The organism is Microbacterium sp. nov. GSS16 (genome assembly GCF_028198145.1).
Classification (GTDB): domain Bacteria; phylum Actinomycetota; class Actinomycetes; order Actinomycetales; family Microbacteriaceae; genus Microbacterium.
Window position 1 is genome coordinate 2,855,005 of sequence record NZ_CP116338.1, and the last position, 15,574, is coordinate 2,870,578.

Sequence of the window (15,574 nt, forward strand, 5' to 3'; positions counted from 1 at the left end):
CGAGCTCCCCCTGATGGAGGCGGCCGCGGTCGATGCCGCGGTCGAGGTGAGACCGACCTGGCGAGGGTGGATCCACGCCGGCACCTTCCCGATCGCGATCGTGGCCGGCATCGTGCTCATCGTCCTCGCTCAGGGCGGCCCGGCCAAGTGGGCGGCCGCGGTGTTCATGGTGACGTCGTTGCTCCTCTTCGGCAACTCCGCGCTCTACCACCGCTTCGATTGGGGTCCGACGACCAAGGCGGTCCTCAAGCGCATCGACCACGCGAACATCCTCCTCCTCATCGCCGGCACCTATACGCCTCTGGCTGTCCTCGCCCTTCCCCCGCAGAAGGGCATGGTGCTGCTGATCGTCGTGTGGAGCGGGACGGTGCTCGGCATCCTCTTCCGGGTGTTCTGGATCAACGCCCCGCGCTGGCTCTACGTCGCGCTCTATCTCGCGCTCGGCTGGGCTGCGGTGATGTACATGGTCGATCTGCTGCAGGCGAACGTCGCGATGATGGTGCTCGTCTGCGTCGGCGGTCTGCTGTACACCGCGGGAGCGATCGTCTACGCGATGAAGAAGCCGAACCCGTGGCCGGGGCACTTCGGGTTCCATGAGATCTTCCACGTGTGCACGGTGCTCGCCTTCCTGTGCCATTGGACGGCGTGCCTGCTCATCTCGCTCGACCCCCTCTCCCCGTCACTCGGCTTCGGCAGCTGACGCAGGCGGGCACGCGCCGCATCCGGATGCCGATCGCCGGCCCTGTCGCGGGAGGTAATGCTCCGACACGTCGAACCCCGACGCGGGATACGCTCGATACTCCCGGCAGAGCAGAGGAGCGACAATGGCCGAAGTCGAGAGCTTCACCCTGGATCACACCGCCGTCGTGGCGCCGTACGTGCGTCTCATCAGCGTCGAGCACGGCCCGAAGGGCGACGCGATCTCGAACTTCGATGTGCGCTTCGTGCAGCCGAACGAAGGCGAGATACCGACGGCGGGACTGCACACCATCGAGCACCTGCTCGCCAGCCTCGTGCGCGACCGCATCGACGGGTTGATCGATATCTCGCCGTTCGGATGCCGCACCGGATTCCACGCGATCTTCTGGGGCGAGCCCGCCGTCGCGGACGTCGTCGCCGCGGTGCGCAGCGGCCTGGAGTTCATCGCCGAGAGCGCCGAATGGAGCGACGTGCCCGGCGTCTCGGCCGTGGAATGCGGCAACTACCGCGACCACAGCCTGCACAGTGCGAAGGAGTGGTCGAAGACCATCCTCGATCAGGGAATCAGCCTCGACGCGTTCGAGCGCACCGGCGTGTGAGCCGAGCGGGGCTCAGCGCGCGCTCTCGTCGCCGTCGGCCTGATCGCGCAGCGCGGCCTCTTCGGCATCCAGCTCTTCCCGCACCTCTTCGCGGTAGCGCACCTTGCGGATGCGGCGGTTCATGTCCCAGATCAGCAGCACGACGGCCGCGACGATGATCACGATGATGGCGAAGCCGGCGAACCCCGGGGTCACCGAGTTCGGATCGACCGTCATCGACGGCGTCGGCATCGGGGTGGTCTCACCGAACAGGATCATGGTCCGCCTTCTCCTTGCAGGTCGAATAACCTGGAAGTCCAGCCTATCCGCCGTCCACACCCGGGAGAGACGTGACCACCGCACGCGAGCTCGATGAGCGATACGGCCGCACTCCGCGGCGGCGTCTGCCCTGGATCATCTTCGGCGCCGTCGCCCTGGCGGCCGTCGTCGCGCTCGGCTGGACGATCGTGGCACAGCAGATGCGCGCAGTGGATGCCGATGACCTCGGCTTCACCGTGGTCGACGCGCACAGCGTCGACCTGCGCTTCCAGTTCACCGCACCGCAGGGGGCGGATGTGGCCTGCGCCGTGGAGGCGCTCGACGAGGAGTTCGGCGTCGTCGGCTGGAAGATCGTCGAGATCGCCGGCGGCGAGCATCACACGAAGGGCGTCGCGGTCAGCATCCCGACCGTCGCGGAAGCCACGACCGGTTTGGTGAAGACCTGCTGGGTCGCCTAGAATCATCCGAAAGATGACCGACGCCCCGGCCGATGCCGGGGCGTCTTGCATATCCCACGGGCCACGAGACGGCTCGACATCCCCAAGCCCCTGAAGGGGCCCGCACCGAAGGAGCAGGCTGTGTCCACAGACGCTCAGGTACCTTTCCTCACCCAGGAGGCCTACGACCGGCTCGTCGAAGAGCTCGAGCACCTCTCGACCGTCGGCCGCGACGAGATCGCCGCCCGCATCGAAGCGGCCCGCGAAGAGGGCGACCTCAAGGAGAACGGCGGCTATCACGCCGCGAAGGACGAGCAGGGCAAGCAGGAGGCGCGCATCCGCACGCTGCAGCAGCTGCTGAAGACGGCGAAGGTGGGCGAGGCGCCCACCAGCCGCGGCATCGTCGAGCCCGGAACGGTGGTCACCGCGCTGGTCGCGGGCGACGAGGAGGTCTTCCTGCTCGGCAGCCGTGAGATCGCCGCCGGCGGCGACCTCGACGTGTACAGCGAGGCGAGCCCGCTCGGCCAGGCGATCATCGGCCTGAAGGTCGGCGACAAGTCCAGCTACGAGGCGCCCAACGGACGCGCGATCACCGTCGAGATCACCGGCGTCGAGACCTACACCGGCTGACTCCGCAAAGACGACGAACGGCGGGATGCTGCATGGCATCCCGCCGTTCTGCGTCTTCCCGGTCAGCCCGGCGCGCGGTCAGTCCGGCGCGCGGTCAGTCCGGCACGACGACGGGGGCGAATCCCGCCTGCCGCAGCGTCTCGAGGGCGAGCTCGGTGTGCTCGGGTCCGCGGGTCTCGATCGAGAGCTGCAGGATCATGTCGCTGATCTGCAGACCGTGACCGTGGCGCGTGTGCAGCACCTCCATGACGTTGGCGCCTGCCTGCGCGAGCAGATCCGAGACCTTCGCGAGCTGACCCGGGCGGTCGGGAAGCGGCACACGCACGGTCGCGTATCGACCCGACGCCGCAAGACCGTGCGCCACGACCCGCTGCAGCAGCATCGGGTCGATGTTCCCGCCCGAGAGGATCGGCACGGTCACGCCCGTGTCGTGCACCTTGCCGGCCAGGATGGCGGCCACGCCCACGGCACCGGCGGGCTCGACGACGACCTTGGCGTGCTCGAGGAGCACGAGCAGAGCGCGGGCGATGTCGTCCTCGCTGACCGTGACCACCTCGTCGACGAGTTCGCGGATGATCTCGAACGGAACGTCCCCTGGCCGTGCGACGAGGATGCCGTCGGCGATCGTCGGGTGGGTCTGGATCTCGACGGGGCTGCCTGCCTGGAGCGACGGCGGCACCGCGGCGGCGTTCTCGGCCTGCACGCCGATGACGCGGACAGTGCGACCGGCGGCTGCGGCAGCGGCCTTGACCGCAGCCGCGACGCCGGCGATGAGTCCACCGCCGCCGATGCCCATGATCACCGTGTCGACGTCGGGGACGTCCTGGATAACCTCGAGGCCGAGCGTGCCCTGCCCCACGACGATGTCGCGGTGGTCGAAGGGGTGGATGAGCACGGCACCGGTGCGCTCGGCGAACTCGGCTGCGAGGCGCAGGGAGGTGGCCACCGTCTCGCCCTCGAGCACGACCTCGGCGCGGTAGCCCCGGGTGGCGAGCAGCTTGGGCACGGGCACGCCGAGCGGCATGAAGATCGTCGCCGGGATGCCGAGCATCTGAGCTGCGAGAGCCACGCCCTGCGCGTGGTTGCCGGCCGAGGCTGCCACCACTCCCCTGGCCCGCTCCTCGTCGGTCAGCCGCGAGAGGCGGTAGGTCGCCCCGCGGATCTTGAACGACCCGGTTCGCTGCAGGTTCTCCATCTTGAGCATGACGGGCGAGCCGAGGGTCTCCCCGAGAGCGCGCGACAGCTCGGTCGGCGTGCGGGAGATCACCCCGGCGAGGCTCTCCGCCGCCGCGGTGAACTCGGCAAGGCTCGGGATGGCGGCGACGCTCGGGATTGCGGTCATCGATTCCTCCTCTGCCGCTCGCGCGGCACTGTGCTCCAGATCAGATCTTCGGGGGCGGGTTCACGCCCGGTGCGCCACGCGCCCGAGCCGATGGTGACGGCGGCGACGTTGACGAATGCGGCCAGCGGAACCGCGAACAGGGCGCCGGGGATGCCGGCGATCATCGCGCCACCCGCCACCACGAGCACCACGGCCAGGGGGTGCACCTTCACAGCCGAGCCCATCAGGATCGGCTGCAGGATGTGGCCCTCGAGCTGCTGCACCAGCAGCACCACGCCGAGCATGAGCAGCCCGATCACCGGACCGTTGTACACCAGGGCGAGGAACACCGCCACCGCTCCGGTTACCACGGCGCCCACGATGGGCACGAACGACCCGAGGAAGACGAGCACTGCGACCGGGATCGGCATGGGCACTCCGAGCAGCGCTGCGCCGACGCCGATGCCGATCGCGTCGATGCCGGCGACGAACATCTGCGTGCGCGCGTAGTCGACCACCGTCGCCCAGCCGTTGCGGGCCGCCGCGTCCGCCGCCGGGCGCGCCATGCGCGGGAACAGCTTGAGCGTCCACCGCCAGATGCCCGCACCGTCAGCGAGCAGGCAGATCAGGATGAACAGCGACAGCAGCGCACCGGTGAGGATGTGTGCGGCGGTCCCGGTGACGGCGAGAGCGCCGTTGAGCAGCAGATCGGCCTGCTCGTTCAGCAACCCCATGCCCTGCTGGATGTAGCCGTCGATCTGCTTCTCGGTGAGATGCAGCGGACCGTCGAGCAGGAACATGCGCACCTGCTGGATGGCATCCATCGTCTTGGCCTGCACGTCGGGCAGCTGGCTGCGCACCTGCCAGATCACCAGCCAGAACAGCCCCGTGACCACCCCGAGCGTGCCCAGGACGGTCACCGCGATCGCCAGCCAGCGGGGGAAGTGAGCGCGCAGCATGAGCTGGAAGGCCGGCCACAGCAGCGCCGTGATCAGGATGCCGACCAGGAGGGGGATGACCAGGAGCTTCAGCAGCATCACGAGCCAGATGAACAGCGCGATCAGGCCGGCGATCACCAGCAGGCGCCAGGCGTATGCGGCGGTGACGCGCAGCGGTGCCGGCACGGCCTCACCGGCTGTGGTGGTCACCGTGCGCTCGAGCACGGGCGGCTGATACCGGAAGGGATTGCGGAACCTCGGCCGGGGGTCGTCGCTCATTGTGCAATTCTACGTACGCCTCGAATCGGCATCGCACCCGATGTCGGTCGGTGCGGATACTCTGGCGCGGTGACCGCTCCGCCCTCGAACACCCTCAGCGCTGCCGAAGCGCGCCGGATGACGCTGGCGGCGCAGGGGTTCTCCCGGCGCCGACCGAATGCCGTGGCGGTCCGTCATCTGCACAGGGCGATGTCGCAGCTGGGCGTGCTGCAGATCGACTCGGTCAACGTCTTCGCGCGTTCGCACTACATGCCGATGTTCTCCCGCCTGGGCGCGTACGACCAGACCCTGCTCGATCGCACCTTCCTGGCGCGCACCACGCACTACGTGGAGTACCTCGCACACGAGGCGACGTTCATGCCGGTCGCGGACTGGGCGCTGTGGGGCTTCCGCATGCGGGAGTGGCGCGAGCGAGCGGAGCGACCGGGCGGATGGGGCCATGTGCACCGGCGCACCCTCGATTGGGTGCGCGATGAGCTGCACGCCCGCGGCCCGCTGCGGCCTGCCGACCTGCGCGACGACGCGCCTCGCGAGCGAGGCTCCTGGTGGGACTGGGATGAGGCGAAGATCGCGCTCGAGCAGTTGTGGCGATGCGGTGAGGTCGCCATCGCGGGGCGCGTCGGATTCGAGCGCCGCTACGCCCTCGCGACCCAGATCATCCCGCCGGAGATCCGACGCACCGTCATCCCCCGCGATGAGGCTGTGCGCGAGCTGGTGCGGCGGGCGGCGCGGTCGTACGGCGTCGCGACGATCGCCGATCTGAACGACTACCACCGCCTGCGCGATCAGTCCGCGGTGCGGGCGGCGGTGGGCGACCTCGTCGACGCGGGTGAGCTGGAGCCGGTCTCGGTGCGCGGCTGGGAGCGGGCCGGCAAGCCGATCGCGGCGTGGCGGCATCGGGATGCTGTGCTGCCGCGGCGCATGGATCGCGCCGCGCTGCTGACCCCGTTCGATCCTGTGGTGTGGTTCCGCGATCGGGCGCTGCGGACGTTCGACTTCGACTACCGCATCGAGATCTACGTGCCGGCCGCCGAGCGCCGCTTCGGGTACTACTCCCTGCCGGTTCTCGTCGCTGACCGTGTCGTCGGGCGGGTCGATCTGAAGGCGGATCGCGCATCGTCGACACTGCGGGTGCAGTCGGCGTGGTGGGAGCGGCAGGCCAGGCCGCAGGCCGACGCGGAGCGCGTCGCGGAAGAGCTCGCGCGCGCCGCGCTCTGGCAGGGCCTCGAGCGGATCAGCGTGTCCGGGTGGGGCGACGCGGCGGATGACGTGGCGCACGCACTGCACGGCGCCGTGACGTCGGTCGAGCGACACGTGCATCCGCGGGAGTGACGAACGCCCCGTCGGAGGGCGGGGCGTTCGGTGCTTTCGGTGATTCGACTCGCAAGCTCGCTCAACCTTGACACGCAAGAGGCTCAATGCGACTTCGTCGCATCGAGCCTCTTCGTGTCAGAACTGCACGCGCGGCGGTTCGGAGATCGCCCCGTCGTCGTTGACCTCGAAGAATTCGCGCTCGGTGAAGCCGAGTCCGCGGGCGAAGAGGTTGTTCGGGAAGACCTTGATCTTGGTGTTCAGCTCGCGGACGCCCCCGTTGTAGAAGCGACGAGCCGCCTGCACCTTGTCTTCGGTGTCGACCAGCGAGTGCTGCAGCTGCAGGTAGTTCTGGCTGGCTTGCAGCTGCGGGTACGCCTCGGCGACGGCGAACAGACTGCGCAGCGCCTGCTGCAGGTGCCCCTCTGCCACCCCGGCCTCGGCCGGTCCCGACGCGGCGAGCGTCTCGGCGCGCGCTCGGGTGACCCCTTCGAAGACCTCTTTCTCATGCGCGGCGTAGCCGCGCACCGTCTCGATGAGGTTAGGGATGAGATCGGCTCTGCGCTTGAGCTGCACGGCGATCCCGCTCCACGCCTCGTCGACTCGCACCTTCAGCTGCACCAGCGAGTTGTATGTCGACCACAGATAGATCCCGACGAGCAGCAGCACTCCGACGACGATCAGTACCGGCCACAGCCATTCCATGCACAGCCCCCTCTTGAACCGACATCCATCCTATGCGCGTATCACTGCGCGTCGGCTGGACGACAGGCCGCGCTCAGGCGCCGAGGATGCGCTCGAGGTGCCGGTTGCCGAACAGCCGGTCGGGATCGAGCCGGTCGCGCAGCGCGACGAAGTCGTCGAACCGCGGATAGCGTTCGCGCAGCTGCTCGGCGGTCAGACTGTGCAGCTTTCCCCAGTGCGGGCGGCCGCCGTGGGCGAGCATGATCTGCTCGACCGCGTCGAAGTACTCACGCGGATCCGCGCGCCAGTAGCGGTGCACGGCGATGTACGCGCTGTCCCGACCGGATGCGGTCGACAGCCACAGGTCGTCGGCGGCGGCGAAGCGCACCTCGACGGGGAACTCGATGCGCCACCCGCGGTCGGCGATGAGCCGGCGCAGCTCGCCGAACGCCGACCCGACACTCTCGACCGGCAGCGCGTACTCCATCTCTCGGAAGCGCACGTTGCGGTGGTGGACGAGCACGCGATGCGAGCGATCGGAGTACTCCGCGTCACCGGTCAGCGTGACCGCGAGCCTGTTGAACGGCGGGATCACCGCGGGGACCGCGCGACTCACCGCGCAGAATGCACCGAACACCCCATTCGCCAGCAGCGTCTCATCGATCCAGCGTCGCATGGGCGGGATGGGGTGCCGTGGCGCGGACTCGGGAAGTCGCGTCTGCGTCTTGGTGAGCGCGATGTCAGTGTGCGGATGCCAGTAGAACTCGAAGTGATCGGCATCCGACACGCGTTGGCGCAGCGAACCGAGAGTCTCGTCGAGCGGCTCTGGGGCGTCGATCGCGTGCATGACGAAAGCCGGAACGCACTGCAACGTGACCTCGACGACGATGCCGAGGGCGCCCAGACCCACCACTGCTCCCGCCAGCTGCTCGCGGTCGTGCTCGTGGTCGATGCGCAGGAACTCGCCCGCCGCCGTCACCAGGGTGAGGCCGCGCACCTGCGTCGCGATGCCGCCGAAGCGGGCGCCCGTGCCGTGCGTGCCCGTCGAGATCGCACCGCTGATCGACTGCCGGTCGATGTCGCCGAGGTTCTGCATCGCGAGGCCGTAGGGCTTCAGCAGAGCGGGTATGCGGTGCAGCCTCGTGCCTGCGAGCAGCGTCACCCGCCCCGTCTGCGGGTCGGCCGACACCAGACCCTGAAGGTCGTCGAGCTCGAGCAGCACACCCGGTGCAGCGGCGATGCCGGTGAAGCTGTGGCCCGCGCCGACCGCCTTGACGGTGAGCCCCTGCCGCGCCGCGGCCACGACAGACCGCTGGACACCCTCGGGCGAGCGCGGGCGCTCGACGCGAATCGGGCGCACCGACGCGGTACGACCCCAGTTCTGCCAGGTTCCGCCCGGTCGGGTCATAGAAAGGCCTTCCCCTCGCCACGGTAGGTGGGCAGCTCGCCGATCACGGTGCCGCCCGAGACGAGATGGTACCGCTCGACGCGCTCGGCTCCCTCTCCGCTCTTAGCATGCCGGAACCAGACACGGTCGCCCACGCTCAGATCGCGCGCGCTCCGTCCGCGCAGCGGCGTCTGCACCTCGCCGGCGCCTTCCCGCCCCAGGGGGTGCAGTCCTGCCGGCCAGACCGGAAGGGGCTGGCGGGATGCCACGGCCGGGCCTGACGCGACCCAGCCGCCGCCGAGCACGGTCGCGATGTCGTTCGTCGGCTTTCGGACCACGTCGAAGGCGATCGCAGCGGCAGGCGCGGGGCGGAACGAGCGATACCCGTCGAAGAGATGACCGGCGAGCAGACCGCTGCCCGCCGTCGCCTCGGTGAGCGACTCGTCGCTTCCGGTGAACTCCAGAGAGCCCGTTCCTCCTCCGTTCAGGAACTCGAGCGGAGCGACCTGCGTCATCGCCTCGGCGATCTCGGCGCGACGTCGGCGCAGCTCGTCGCGTGAGCGGGACTGCACCATGCGGATCACCGGGGCGTCGGGCCCCGCGGCATCCCCCTGACCGGCGATCTGCGCCTCGTACATCTGCAGCCCCACGAGACGGAAACCACGGCGACGCACGACCTGCCGCGCGAAGGCGGCGACGTCCGAAGCCGAGTGCAGCGGCGAGCGGCGCACGCCGACATGGCCGAGGGACGGGGAGCGCAGCGACGCGTCGACGTCGATCGCCACCCGCACCTCGGGCCTCGATCCCGGTCCAGCCACCGAGTCGATCACGTCGAGGTGGGCGATGTCGTCGATCATCAGCGTGATGCGGGATGCCGCGCGCTCGTCGGCGAGCAGCCGCGCCAGGGCGGCCCGGTCGACGGTCGGGTAGCCGAGCACGATGTCGTCGTGCTGCTCGGCGAGCCAGAGCGCCTCGGCGAGGGTGAAGGCCAGCAGACCGCGGTACCCGGGGATCTCGAGCACAGCATCGATGACGGCGCGAACTCGCACAGACTTCGTCGCGACCCGGATCGGGATGCCACCGGCGCGCACGAGCAGGTCCATCGCGTTGTGGCGCAGAGCCTCCCGGTCGATCACCGCCACCGGGGCGGGCAGGTGGGCGGTCGCGTCGGTCAGCGACGACCAGAACCGGTCGGTATGGCTCCAGAGCGCGTCGGGATCGGATGCCGGACGCCGGCCTGCGGTGAGATCGAGCACTCCCCCACCCTACGACCCGACCGAGGCGTCGATAGGCTGAACTGCGGGCCCCCATAGCCCAATGGCAGAGGCAGGCGTCTTAAACACGCTTCAGTCTGGGTTCGAATCCCAGTGGGGGCACGCAGTGACGCCACTGGGTGAGAAGCCAGACCAGGGGCCACGCCGGCCCGAGGCTCCGCGCGACGCGCAGCGGCGCGTGGAGTGGCCGGTGGGGACGGGTTCGAATCCCAGTGGGGGCACGCAGTGACGCCACTGGGTGAGAAGCCAGACCAGGGGCCACGCCGGCCCGAGGCTCCGCGCGACGCGCAGCGGCGCGTGGAGTGGCCGGTGAGAAGCCCCAACCAGGGGCACGGAAAAGGGTCCGCCCGAGCTCTCGCTCGGGCGGACCCTGAGTCCTTCGCGTCAGACCGTCGTCTCGACGCTCTCGGGCTTCTTGGCAGCGGGCTTCTTGGCAGCAGGCTTCTTGGCGGCCGGCTTCTTGGCAGCAGGCTTCGCGGCGTCGGCCTTGTCAGCCGGCTTCGCGGCATCCGACGTGGCCGGCTTGCCGGCATCCGACTCCGCCGCGTCCTTCTGTGCGGCGGGCGGCGCGGTCTCGGCGGCCGCCGGACGCGGACGCGCGGCGAACTCCTCGAAGGCCGCACGCGGGTGCTGCACGGCGGCGAGGTTCGCGAAGTCGCGACCGAGCCACAGGTTGTTCCACCAGCCCCACAGCACGCGCCACTTGCGCTCCCACGTGGGCATCGCGAGACCGTGGTAGCCGCGGTGCGCGACCCAGGCGATGAAGCCCTTGAGCGCGATCTTGCCCGACTGGAAGACGCCGTTGTACAGGCCGAGACCTGCCACCGCGCCGAGGTTCTTGTGATAGTAGTCCGTCGTTCCCTCACCCCGAAGGACGGCGACGAGGTTCTTCGCGAGCAGCTTCGCCTGCCGAACGGCGTGCTGCGCGTTGGGCACGCAGGTGCCGTCGGGGAGGCCGCCGGTCTTGTCGGGAACCGCGGCGACGTCACCGGCGGCCCACGCACCCGCGACGGGGTTGCCCTCGGCGTCGACGACGCGCAGGTCGGCCTGCGCCGAGATGCGGCCGCGCTGCTCGGTCGGCAGGTCGCCACCGCGCACGACGGTCGGGTTGGCCATGACACCGGCGGTCCACACGATCAGGTCGGTCGGGATGACCTCACCCGTCGACAGCTCGACGTTGCCGTCGACCGCGCTGGTCACCTGGGTGTCGAGGTGAATGTACGCGCCGCGCTTGCCGAGGTCCTTCATGACCCACTTGCTGGTCTCGAGCGAGACCTCGGGCATGATGCGGCCCATCGCCTCGATGAGGTAGAAGTGCGTGTCGTCGAACGACAGCTGCGGGTACTTCGAGATCAGCGACGAGGCGAACGAGCGCAGCTCGGCGAACGCCTCGATGCCGGCGAAGCCACCGCCGACGACCACGACGGTCAGCAGGCGGTCGCGCTCGGGACCGGCCGGGATCGCCGCGGCCTTGTCGAAGTTCGACAGCAGGCGATCGCGCACCGCGACGGCCTCCTCGATGGTCTTCAGGCCGATCGCGTTGTCGGCGATGCCCGGGATCGGGAACGTGCGCGACACGGCGCCTGCGGTGACGACGATCTGGTCGTACGCGAACTCGTACGGCTCGCCGATCGGCGGGGTGATCGTGGCCACCTTGTTGGCGTGGTCGATGCCGGTCACCTTGGCGGTGATCACGTTGGTCGTCTTGAGATGACGACGGTGCGTGACGACAGCGTGGCGCGGCTCGATCGATCCGGCTGCAACCTCGGGGAGGAACGGCTGGTACGTCATGTACGGCAGCGGGTCCACCATCGTCACGTCGGCCTCGCCCTTGCGAAGGTGCTTCTCGAGCTTCCAGGCGGTGTAGAAACCTGCGTAGCCTCCACCGACAATCAGAATGCGGGGCGCAGTGCTGTTCTGAGGCACAGGGGGACAACTCCTCGTCGTCAGGGTGTGGGAGTGCGTCTACCGCGCTCCGATCGGATGCGCCGGGCAGCTGCGGTGACGCCAAGCGCTACCAGGATACCAGGCACGGTGAGGGCCAGCAGCGGCAGGGTACCGTATCGCAGCGACTCCTCGGTCGGAAGCAGCGGAGATGCCGCATCGACCGACTGCTCGACGGGGGGAAGCGGCGGCACGGCGACCGGCGTCGCCGGCTGCTCGGTCGCCGGCTGCTCAGGGGCGTCCGCGCGGCGGTAGACGCGGATCCACTCCTTCAGATCGCCCATCGGATTGCTCGAGACGCGCGGGATGGATGCCGTGACCGCCGCCTCGGCATTCAGCAGACCGAAACCGTAGAGCGGGTCGGGCGTGCGGGCCATCTCGGGCACCGGTACGGCGGTTCTGATGAGGCGGTTGATCACGTTGGCGGCGTCCAGATCGGGGTGGGCCGCCCGCACCAGCGCGGCAGCGCCGGCGACGATCGGTGCAGCGCCGCTCGTGCCGTCCCAGGATCGGAGCGTGCCGTCGGCCGAGACCCCCAGCAGCGATTCGCTCGGCGCGGAGATGCCGATCGTGATGCCCTGGGTGGATGCCCCCTCGCTGGCGACCCCGGTCTGATCGACGCCCCCGACGGTCAGCACCCCGGGGATCGTGGCCGGTGCGCCGATCATCGAGGTGCCGCTGCCCCGGTTGCCGGCGGCGACGATCACGACGACGTCGTGCTCGAATGCGTACAGGAACGCGTCGTCCCAGCTGCGGTCCCAGTCGAGGGTGTTGGTGGTGAAGGAGAGGTTGATGACGTCGGCGCCGTGGTCGACGGCCCATTTCATGGCCTCCACCACCTGGTCGACGAACGGCTTCGTCGAGGACGAACCGGGGAAGCCGAGCGAGACCGACAGGAGCTGCGCTTCCGGCGCGACGCCGATCATGCCGGTGCCGTCGGGGTTCCCCCGCCCGGCCGCCAGCGAGGCTACCCAGGAACCGTGATTGGGGTCGCGCACGCCGACCGGGGTGCGCCCGTCCGCGCTGCCGACGCCCGACACGTCCGTGCCGTCGGCCACCGCACCGTCGAAGACCACTGGAGGCTTGCCGATGCCCGTGTCGATCACCGCGATCTTCACGCCCTTGCCCCTGGTCACGTTCCAGGCCTGCCGGATCCCGGCCCCGTCGAGCCAGTACTCCATCGCCCGAGCCGGATCGTTCGGGTCGTCCGGGATGGGCGGCGCAGCCGGCGTCACCGTCTCTGCGGGCACCTGCAGCACAGGCGCCGGCTGGGCTCCGGCCGCCGACGCGGGCACGGCGGCGAGAACCGCGGATGCCACGATCGCCGCAGTCACGGCGACACCACGCAGCATCCGGGGAGCGGTCATGACGCGCGGTCCGCCAGCGCAGCGCCGGGGTCGACGCACGCGCAGCGTTCGGGCGACCAGGTGGAGCGCTCGAGCGCGGCATCCCCCACCGGGTTGACCCCGGGCCCCGCGGCGAGGGCGTGCCCGGCGAGCGCGTGCAGGCACTTCACGCGCGTCGGCATGCCCCCCGCCGAGATACCGTCGATCTCGGGCACGTCGCCGAACTGAGCACGGTCGGCGAGGTACGCCTCGTGGGCGCGGCCGTAGGCCGCGGCGATGTCGGCGTCCTCCTCGAGCATCCGGGCCAGCTCCGGCATCACCTGCGTCGCCTCGAGGGTCGACATCGCGGCGGTCGCCGCCGGATGCGTCAGGTAGTAGAACGTCGGGAACGGCGTTCCGTCGTCGAGACGCGGTGCCGTGGCCACGACGGTCGGGTTGCCGCAGACGCAGCGCGCGGCGATGCCGATGACGCCGCGGGCGGCGCGGCCCAGCTGGCTCGAGACCACGTCGATCTCTGCTGCGGTGGGCGTCGGGAAGGGAGGTGTCGTCACCTCACCAGGGTACGGGAGGGTCGCTGTGACACCCCTCACCCCTGCGGGCTCGGCTCCTCGACGGCGTTCTTCGCGAGTCCCGCCGCGGTCAGGCCCCGCAGCAGCTGCGGCATCCAGTCGGACGGGCGCTCCTTCAGCTGGTCGCTGACCTCCCGCTGCTCGGGCGGCAGATCGGCGGGGTCGAGATCATCGTCGACGAGGAAGACGACCTCACCCGGTTTGACGTAGTACAGCCGCTCACGCGCCTGCGTGGTGATGTAGGCCGGATCGTTCCAGCGATCGCGCTCGCGCTCGAGGTCGGCGATCTGCTCTTCGGTCACCTGCACCGACTGCTCGAGCGCGGCGATCTTCTGCTTCTGCCCCAGGTAGGTTCCGATGGTCGGCACGAGCACCCAGGTGCCCAGCACGACGAGCGACAGCATGATCACCGCGAAGCCCGACAGCCGGATGCCGCTGGCCCACTCGCGCACATCCACCGTGCGGCCGGCCGAGGTGCGACGGGGCGCATCCGCAGCCGCCACGGACGGCGAAGGAGGAGGAGCCGGTCGTCTGGCCATGCCCCTCCTCCTTCATCCGTTCAGATCAGCGTGCGCTCCTGCTCAGGCCTGGAAGCGCGGGAAGGCGGATGCGCCCGCGAAGACCGCGGCGTCACCCAGCTCCTCTTCGATGCGCAGAAGCTGATTGTACTTCGCCACGCGCTCGCTGCGCGCGGGCGCACCGGTCTTGATCTGACCCGCGTTGGTCGCCACGGCGAGGTCGGCGATCGTGGTGTCCTCCGTCTCGCCCGAGCGGTGCGAGAGCATGGCGGTGTAGCCCGAGCGCTGCGCGAGGCTGACCGCGTCGAAGGTCTCGGTCAGGGTGCCGATCTGGTTGACCTTCACCAGCAGCGAGTTCGCGACACCGCGCGCGATGCCGTCGCCGAGCCGCTGCGGGTTGGTGACGAACAGGTCGTCGCCCACCAGCTGCACCTTGCTGCCGAGTGCGTCGGTGAGCTGCTTCCAGTTGTCCCAGTCGTCCTCGGCGAGCGCGTCCTCGATCGTGACGATCGGGAAGTCCGCGACCAGACCCTGGTAGTACTCGATCAGCTCGGGGCCGCTCCAGTCCTTGTTGTCGAGGCGGTACACGCCGTCGTTGAAGAACTCCGTCGCGGCGACGTCCAGGCCGAGCGCGATGTCCTTGCCCGGGGTGAAGCCCGCCTTCTCGATCGCCTTGATCAGGAACTCGAGGCCCTCGCGGTTGCTGGGCAGGTCGGGCGCGAAGCCGCCCTCGTCGCCGAGGCCGGTGGCGTAGCCGGCGGCCTTCAGCTCGCTGCGCAGCACGTGGTAGGTCTCGACGCCCCAACGCAGCGACTCGGAGTAGGTGTCGGCGCCGATCGGGGCGAGGAAGAACTCCTGCATGTCGATGCCGTTGTCGGCGTGCTCGCCGCCGTTGATGACGTTGAACAGCGGCACGGGCAGCAGGTGCGCGTTCGGACCGCCGAGGTAGCGGAACAGCGGCAGGTCGGCCGAGTCGGCGGCCGCCTTGGCCACGGCGAGACTGACGCCGAGGATGGCGTTGGCGCCGACGCGCTTCTTGTTGTCGGTGCCGTCGACCTCGTTGAGGATCTCGTCGACGATGCGCTGCTCGCTGGCCTCGACGCCCTCGATGGCGGGGCCCAGCTCGTCGATGACGGCCTCGACGGCCTTCAGCACGCCCTTCCCGCCGTAGCGGCCCTTGTCTCCGTCGCGCAGCTCGTACGCCTCGAAGGCGCCGGTCGACGCGCCCGAGGGAACGGCGGCGCGCTGCACCACGCCGTCGTCGAGGAGCACCTCCACCTCGACGGTCGGGTTTCCGCGCGAGTCGAGAATCTCGCGTGCGCCTACAGCCTCGATCAGTGCCACAGAAGTGCTCCTTCGAAAGGGAGGGAAGGGTGGTGG

At 69.7% G+C, this 15,574-nt stretch carries 16 protein-coding genes and 1 tRNA gene; 6 read left to right on the top strand and 11 right to left on the bottom strand.

Annotated elements, in window-relative coordinates; genetic code table 11:
• The first annotated feature begins 13 nt into the window (after positions 1-13).
• Positions 14-700, top strand: coding sequence for a PAQR family membrane homeostasis protein TrhA (gene trhA, locus PGB26_RS13610; protein WP_271639691.1), 687 nt, complete (start codon positions 14-16; stop codon positions 698-700).
• A gap of 124 nt (positions 701-824) precedes the next feature.
• Positions 825-1,298 (top strand): S-ribosylhomocysteine lyase, encoded by a 474-nt coding sequence (locus PGB26_RS13615; protein ID WP_271638219.1) that lies wholly within the window; start codon positions 825-827, stop codon positions 1,296-1,298.
• A 12-nt stretch (positions 1,299-1,310) separates the two neighbouring features.
• On the opposite strand, the gene PGB26_RS13620 is transcribed toward PGB26_RS13615, so the two are convergent.
• The gene (locus PGB26_RS13620; RefSeq protein ID WP_271638221.1) at positions 1,311-1,556 is read right to left on the bottom strand and encodes a hypothetical protein; all 246 of its coding nucleotides are present in this window, start codon (positions 1,554-1,556) and stop codon (positions 1,311-1,313) included.
• Between the two features lie 71 nt (positions 1,557-1,627).
• Between PGB26_RS13620 and PGB26_RS13625 the strand changes: the two genes are divergently transcribed.
• Together PGB26_RS13625 and greA are read left to right on the top strand one after the other, a co-directional pair.
• The gene (locus PGB26_RS13625) at positions 1,628-2,014 is read left to right on the top strand and encodes a DUF4307 domain-containing protein (protein WP_271638223.1); all 387 of its coding nucleotides are present in this window, start codon (positions 1,628-1,630) and stop codon (positions 2,012-2,014) included.
• Positions 2,015-2,134: 120 nt separating this feature from the next.
• Positions 2,135-2,623 carry a transcription elongation factor GreA gene (gene greA / locus PGB26_RS13630; protein WP_271638225.1) on the top strand — a complete coding sequence of 163 codons (489 nt, stop codon included), beginning with the start codon at positions 2,135-2,137 and terminating at the stop codon, positions 2,621-2,623.
• Between the two features lie 94 nt (positions 2,624-2,717).
• Here the strand turns inward: greA and ilvA are convergent, their stop codons facing one another.
• Both ilvA and PGB26_RS13640 read right to left on the bottom strand, forming a co-directional pair.
• Positions 2,718-3,965: a threonine ammonia-lyase gene (gene ilvA, locus PGB26_RS13635; RefSeq protein ID WP_271638226.1), complete on the bottom strand. Its 1,248-nt coding sequence runs from the start codon at positions 3,963-3,965 to the stop codon at positions 2,718-2,720.
• Complete coding sequence (locus PGB26_RS13640; RefSeq protein ID WP_271638228.1) at positions 3,962-5,161, bottom strand: AI-2E family transporter; 1,200 nt, start codon at positions 5,159-5,161, stop codon at positions 3,962-3,964. Before PGB26_RS13640 ends, ilvA begins: the two co-directional genes overlap by 4 nt.
• Before the next feature lie 69 nt (positions 5,162-5,230).
• On the opposite strand from PGB26_RS13640, the gene PGB26_RS13645 reads away from it, so the two are divergent.
• Entirely contained in the window at positions 5,231-6,493 is a 1,263-nt protein-coding gene (locus tag PGB26_RS13645; RefSeq protein WP_271638230.1) for a winged helix-turn-helix domain-containing protein, read from the top strand.
• A 117-nt stretch (positions 6,494-6,610) separates the two neighbouring features.
• On the opposite strand, the gene PGB26_RS13650 is transcribed toward PGB26_RS13645, so the two are convergent.
• From PGB26_RS13650 to PGB26_RS13660, 3 genes are all read right to left on the bottom strand, one after another.
• Positions 6,611-7,177 (bottom strand): LemA family protein, encoded by a 567-nt coding sequence (locus tag PGB26_RS13650; RefSeq protein ID WP_071644583.1) that lies wholly within the window; start codon positions 7,175-7,177, stop codon positions 6,611-6,613.
• A 73-nt stretch (positions 7,178-7,250) separates the two neighbouring features.
• Positions 7,251-8,564, bottom strand: a complete 1,314-nt coding sequence (locus PGB26_RS13655) for a D-arabinono-1,4-lactone oxidase (RefSeq protein ID WP_271638232.1) — start codon at positions 8,562-8,564, stop codon at positions 7,251-7,253.
• The gene (locus PGB26_RS13660) at positions 8,561-9,799 is read right to left on the bottom strand and encodes an amino acid deaminase/aldolase (protein WP_442922991.1); all 1,239 of its coding nucleotides are present in this window, start codon (positions 9,797-9,799) and stop codon (positions 8,561-8,563) included. The genes PGB26_RS13655 and PGB26_RS13660 overlap by 4 nt, the downstream gene beginning before the upstream one ends.
• Positions 9,800-9,846: 47 nt before the next feature.
• On the opposite strand from PGB26_RS13660, the gene PGB26_RS13665 reads away from it, so the two are divergent.
• Positions 9,847-9,919: transfer RNA gene (locus tag PGB26_RS13665), tRNA-Leu, on the top strand.
• 282 nt (positions 9,920-10,201) lie between these two features.
• Here PGB26_RS13665 and PGB26_RS13670 read toward each other — a convergent pair.
• From PGB26_RS13670 to eno, 5 genes are read right to left on the bottom strand one after another with little or no spacing between them, the layout of a single operon-like run.
• Positions 10,202-11,743, bottom strand: a complete 1,542-nt coding sequence (locus tag PGB26_RS13670) for an NAD(P)/FAD-dependent oxidoreductase (protein ID WP_271638233.1) — start codon at positions 11,741-11,743, stop codon at positions 10,202-10,204.
• 20 nt (positions 11,744-11,763) lie between these two features.
• Positions 11,764-13,128: a S8 family peptidase gene (locus PGB26_RS13675; protein ID WP_271638235.1), complete on the bottom strand. Its 1,365-nt coding sequence runs from the start codon at positions 13,126-13,128 to the stop codon at positions 11,764-11,766.
• A complete protein-coding gene (locus tag PGB26_RS13680) occupies positions 13,125-13,658 on the bottom strand; it encodes a DUF501 domain-containing protein (RefSeq protein ID WP_271638237.1) in 534 nt (177 codons plus the stop codon). The genes PGB26_RS13675 and PGB26_RS13680 overlap by 4 nt, the downstream gene beginning before the upstream one ends.
• A gap of 35 nt (positions 13,659-13,693) precedes the next feature.
• Entirely contained in the window at positions 13,694-14,215 is a 522-nt protein-coding gene (locus PGB26_RS13685) for an FtsB family cell division protein (protein WP_271638238.1), read from the bottom strand.
• A gap of 42 nt (positions 14,216-14,257) precedes the next feature.
• Positions 14,258-15,538, bottom strand: coding sequence for a phosphopyruvate hydratase (gene eno / locus PGB26_RS13690; protein ID WP_271638239.1), 1,281 nt, complete (start codon positions 15,536-15,538; stop codon positions 14,258-14,260).
• Positions 15,539-15,574: the final 36 nt, after the last annotated feature.

What these genes read in the sequence shown, in the direction of transcription:
- ilvA (WP_271638226.1), bottom strand. Translation starts at nt 3,965, where the DNA reads ATGACCGCAATCCCGAGCGTCGCCGCCATCCCGAGCCTTGCCGAGTTC.
- PGB26_RS13620 (WP_271638221.1), bottom strand. Translation starts at nt 1,556, where the DNA reads ATGATCCTGTTCGGTGAGACCACCCCGATGCCGACGCCGTCGATGACG.
- PGB26_RS13685 (WP_271638238.1), bottom strand. Translation starts at nt 14,215, where the DNA reads ATGGCCAGACGACCGGCTCCTCCTCCTTCGCCGTCCGTGGCGGCTGCG.
- PGB26_RS13615 (WP_271638219.1), top strand. Translation starts at nt 825, where the DNA reads ATGGCCGAAGTCGAGAGCTTCACCCTGGATCACACCGCCGTCGTGGCG.
- PGB26_RS13640 (WP_271638228.1), bottom strand. Translation starts at nt 5,161, where the DNA reads ATGAGCGACGACCCCCGGCCGAGGTTCCGCAATCCCTTCCGGTATCAG.
- PGB26_RS13650 (WP_071644583.1), bottom strand. Translation starts at nt 7,177, where the DNA reads ATGGAATGGCTGTGGCCGGTACTGATCGTCGTCGGAGTGCTGCTGCTC.
- PGB26_RS13675 (WP_271638235.1), bottom strand. Translation starts at nt 13,128, where the DNA reads ATGACCGCTCCCCGGATGCTGCGTGGTGTCGCCGTGACTGCGGCGATC.
- trhA (WP_271639691.1), top strand. Translation starts at nt 14, where the DNA reads ATGGAGGCGGCCGCGGTCGATGCCGCGGTCGAGGTGAGACCGACCTGG.
- PGB26_RS13655 (WP_271638232.1), bottom strand. Translation starts at nt 8,564, where the DNA reads ATGACCCGACCGGGCGGAACCTGGCAGAACTGGGGTCGTACCGCGTCG.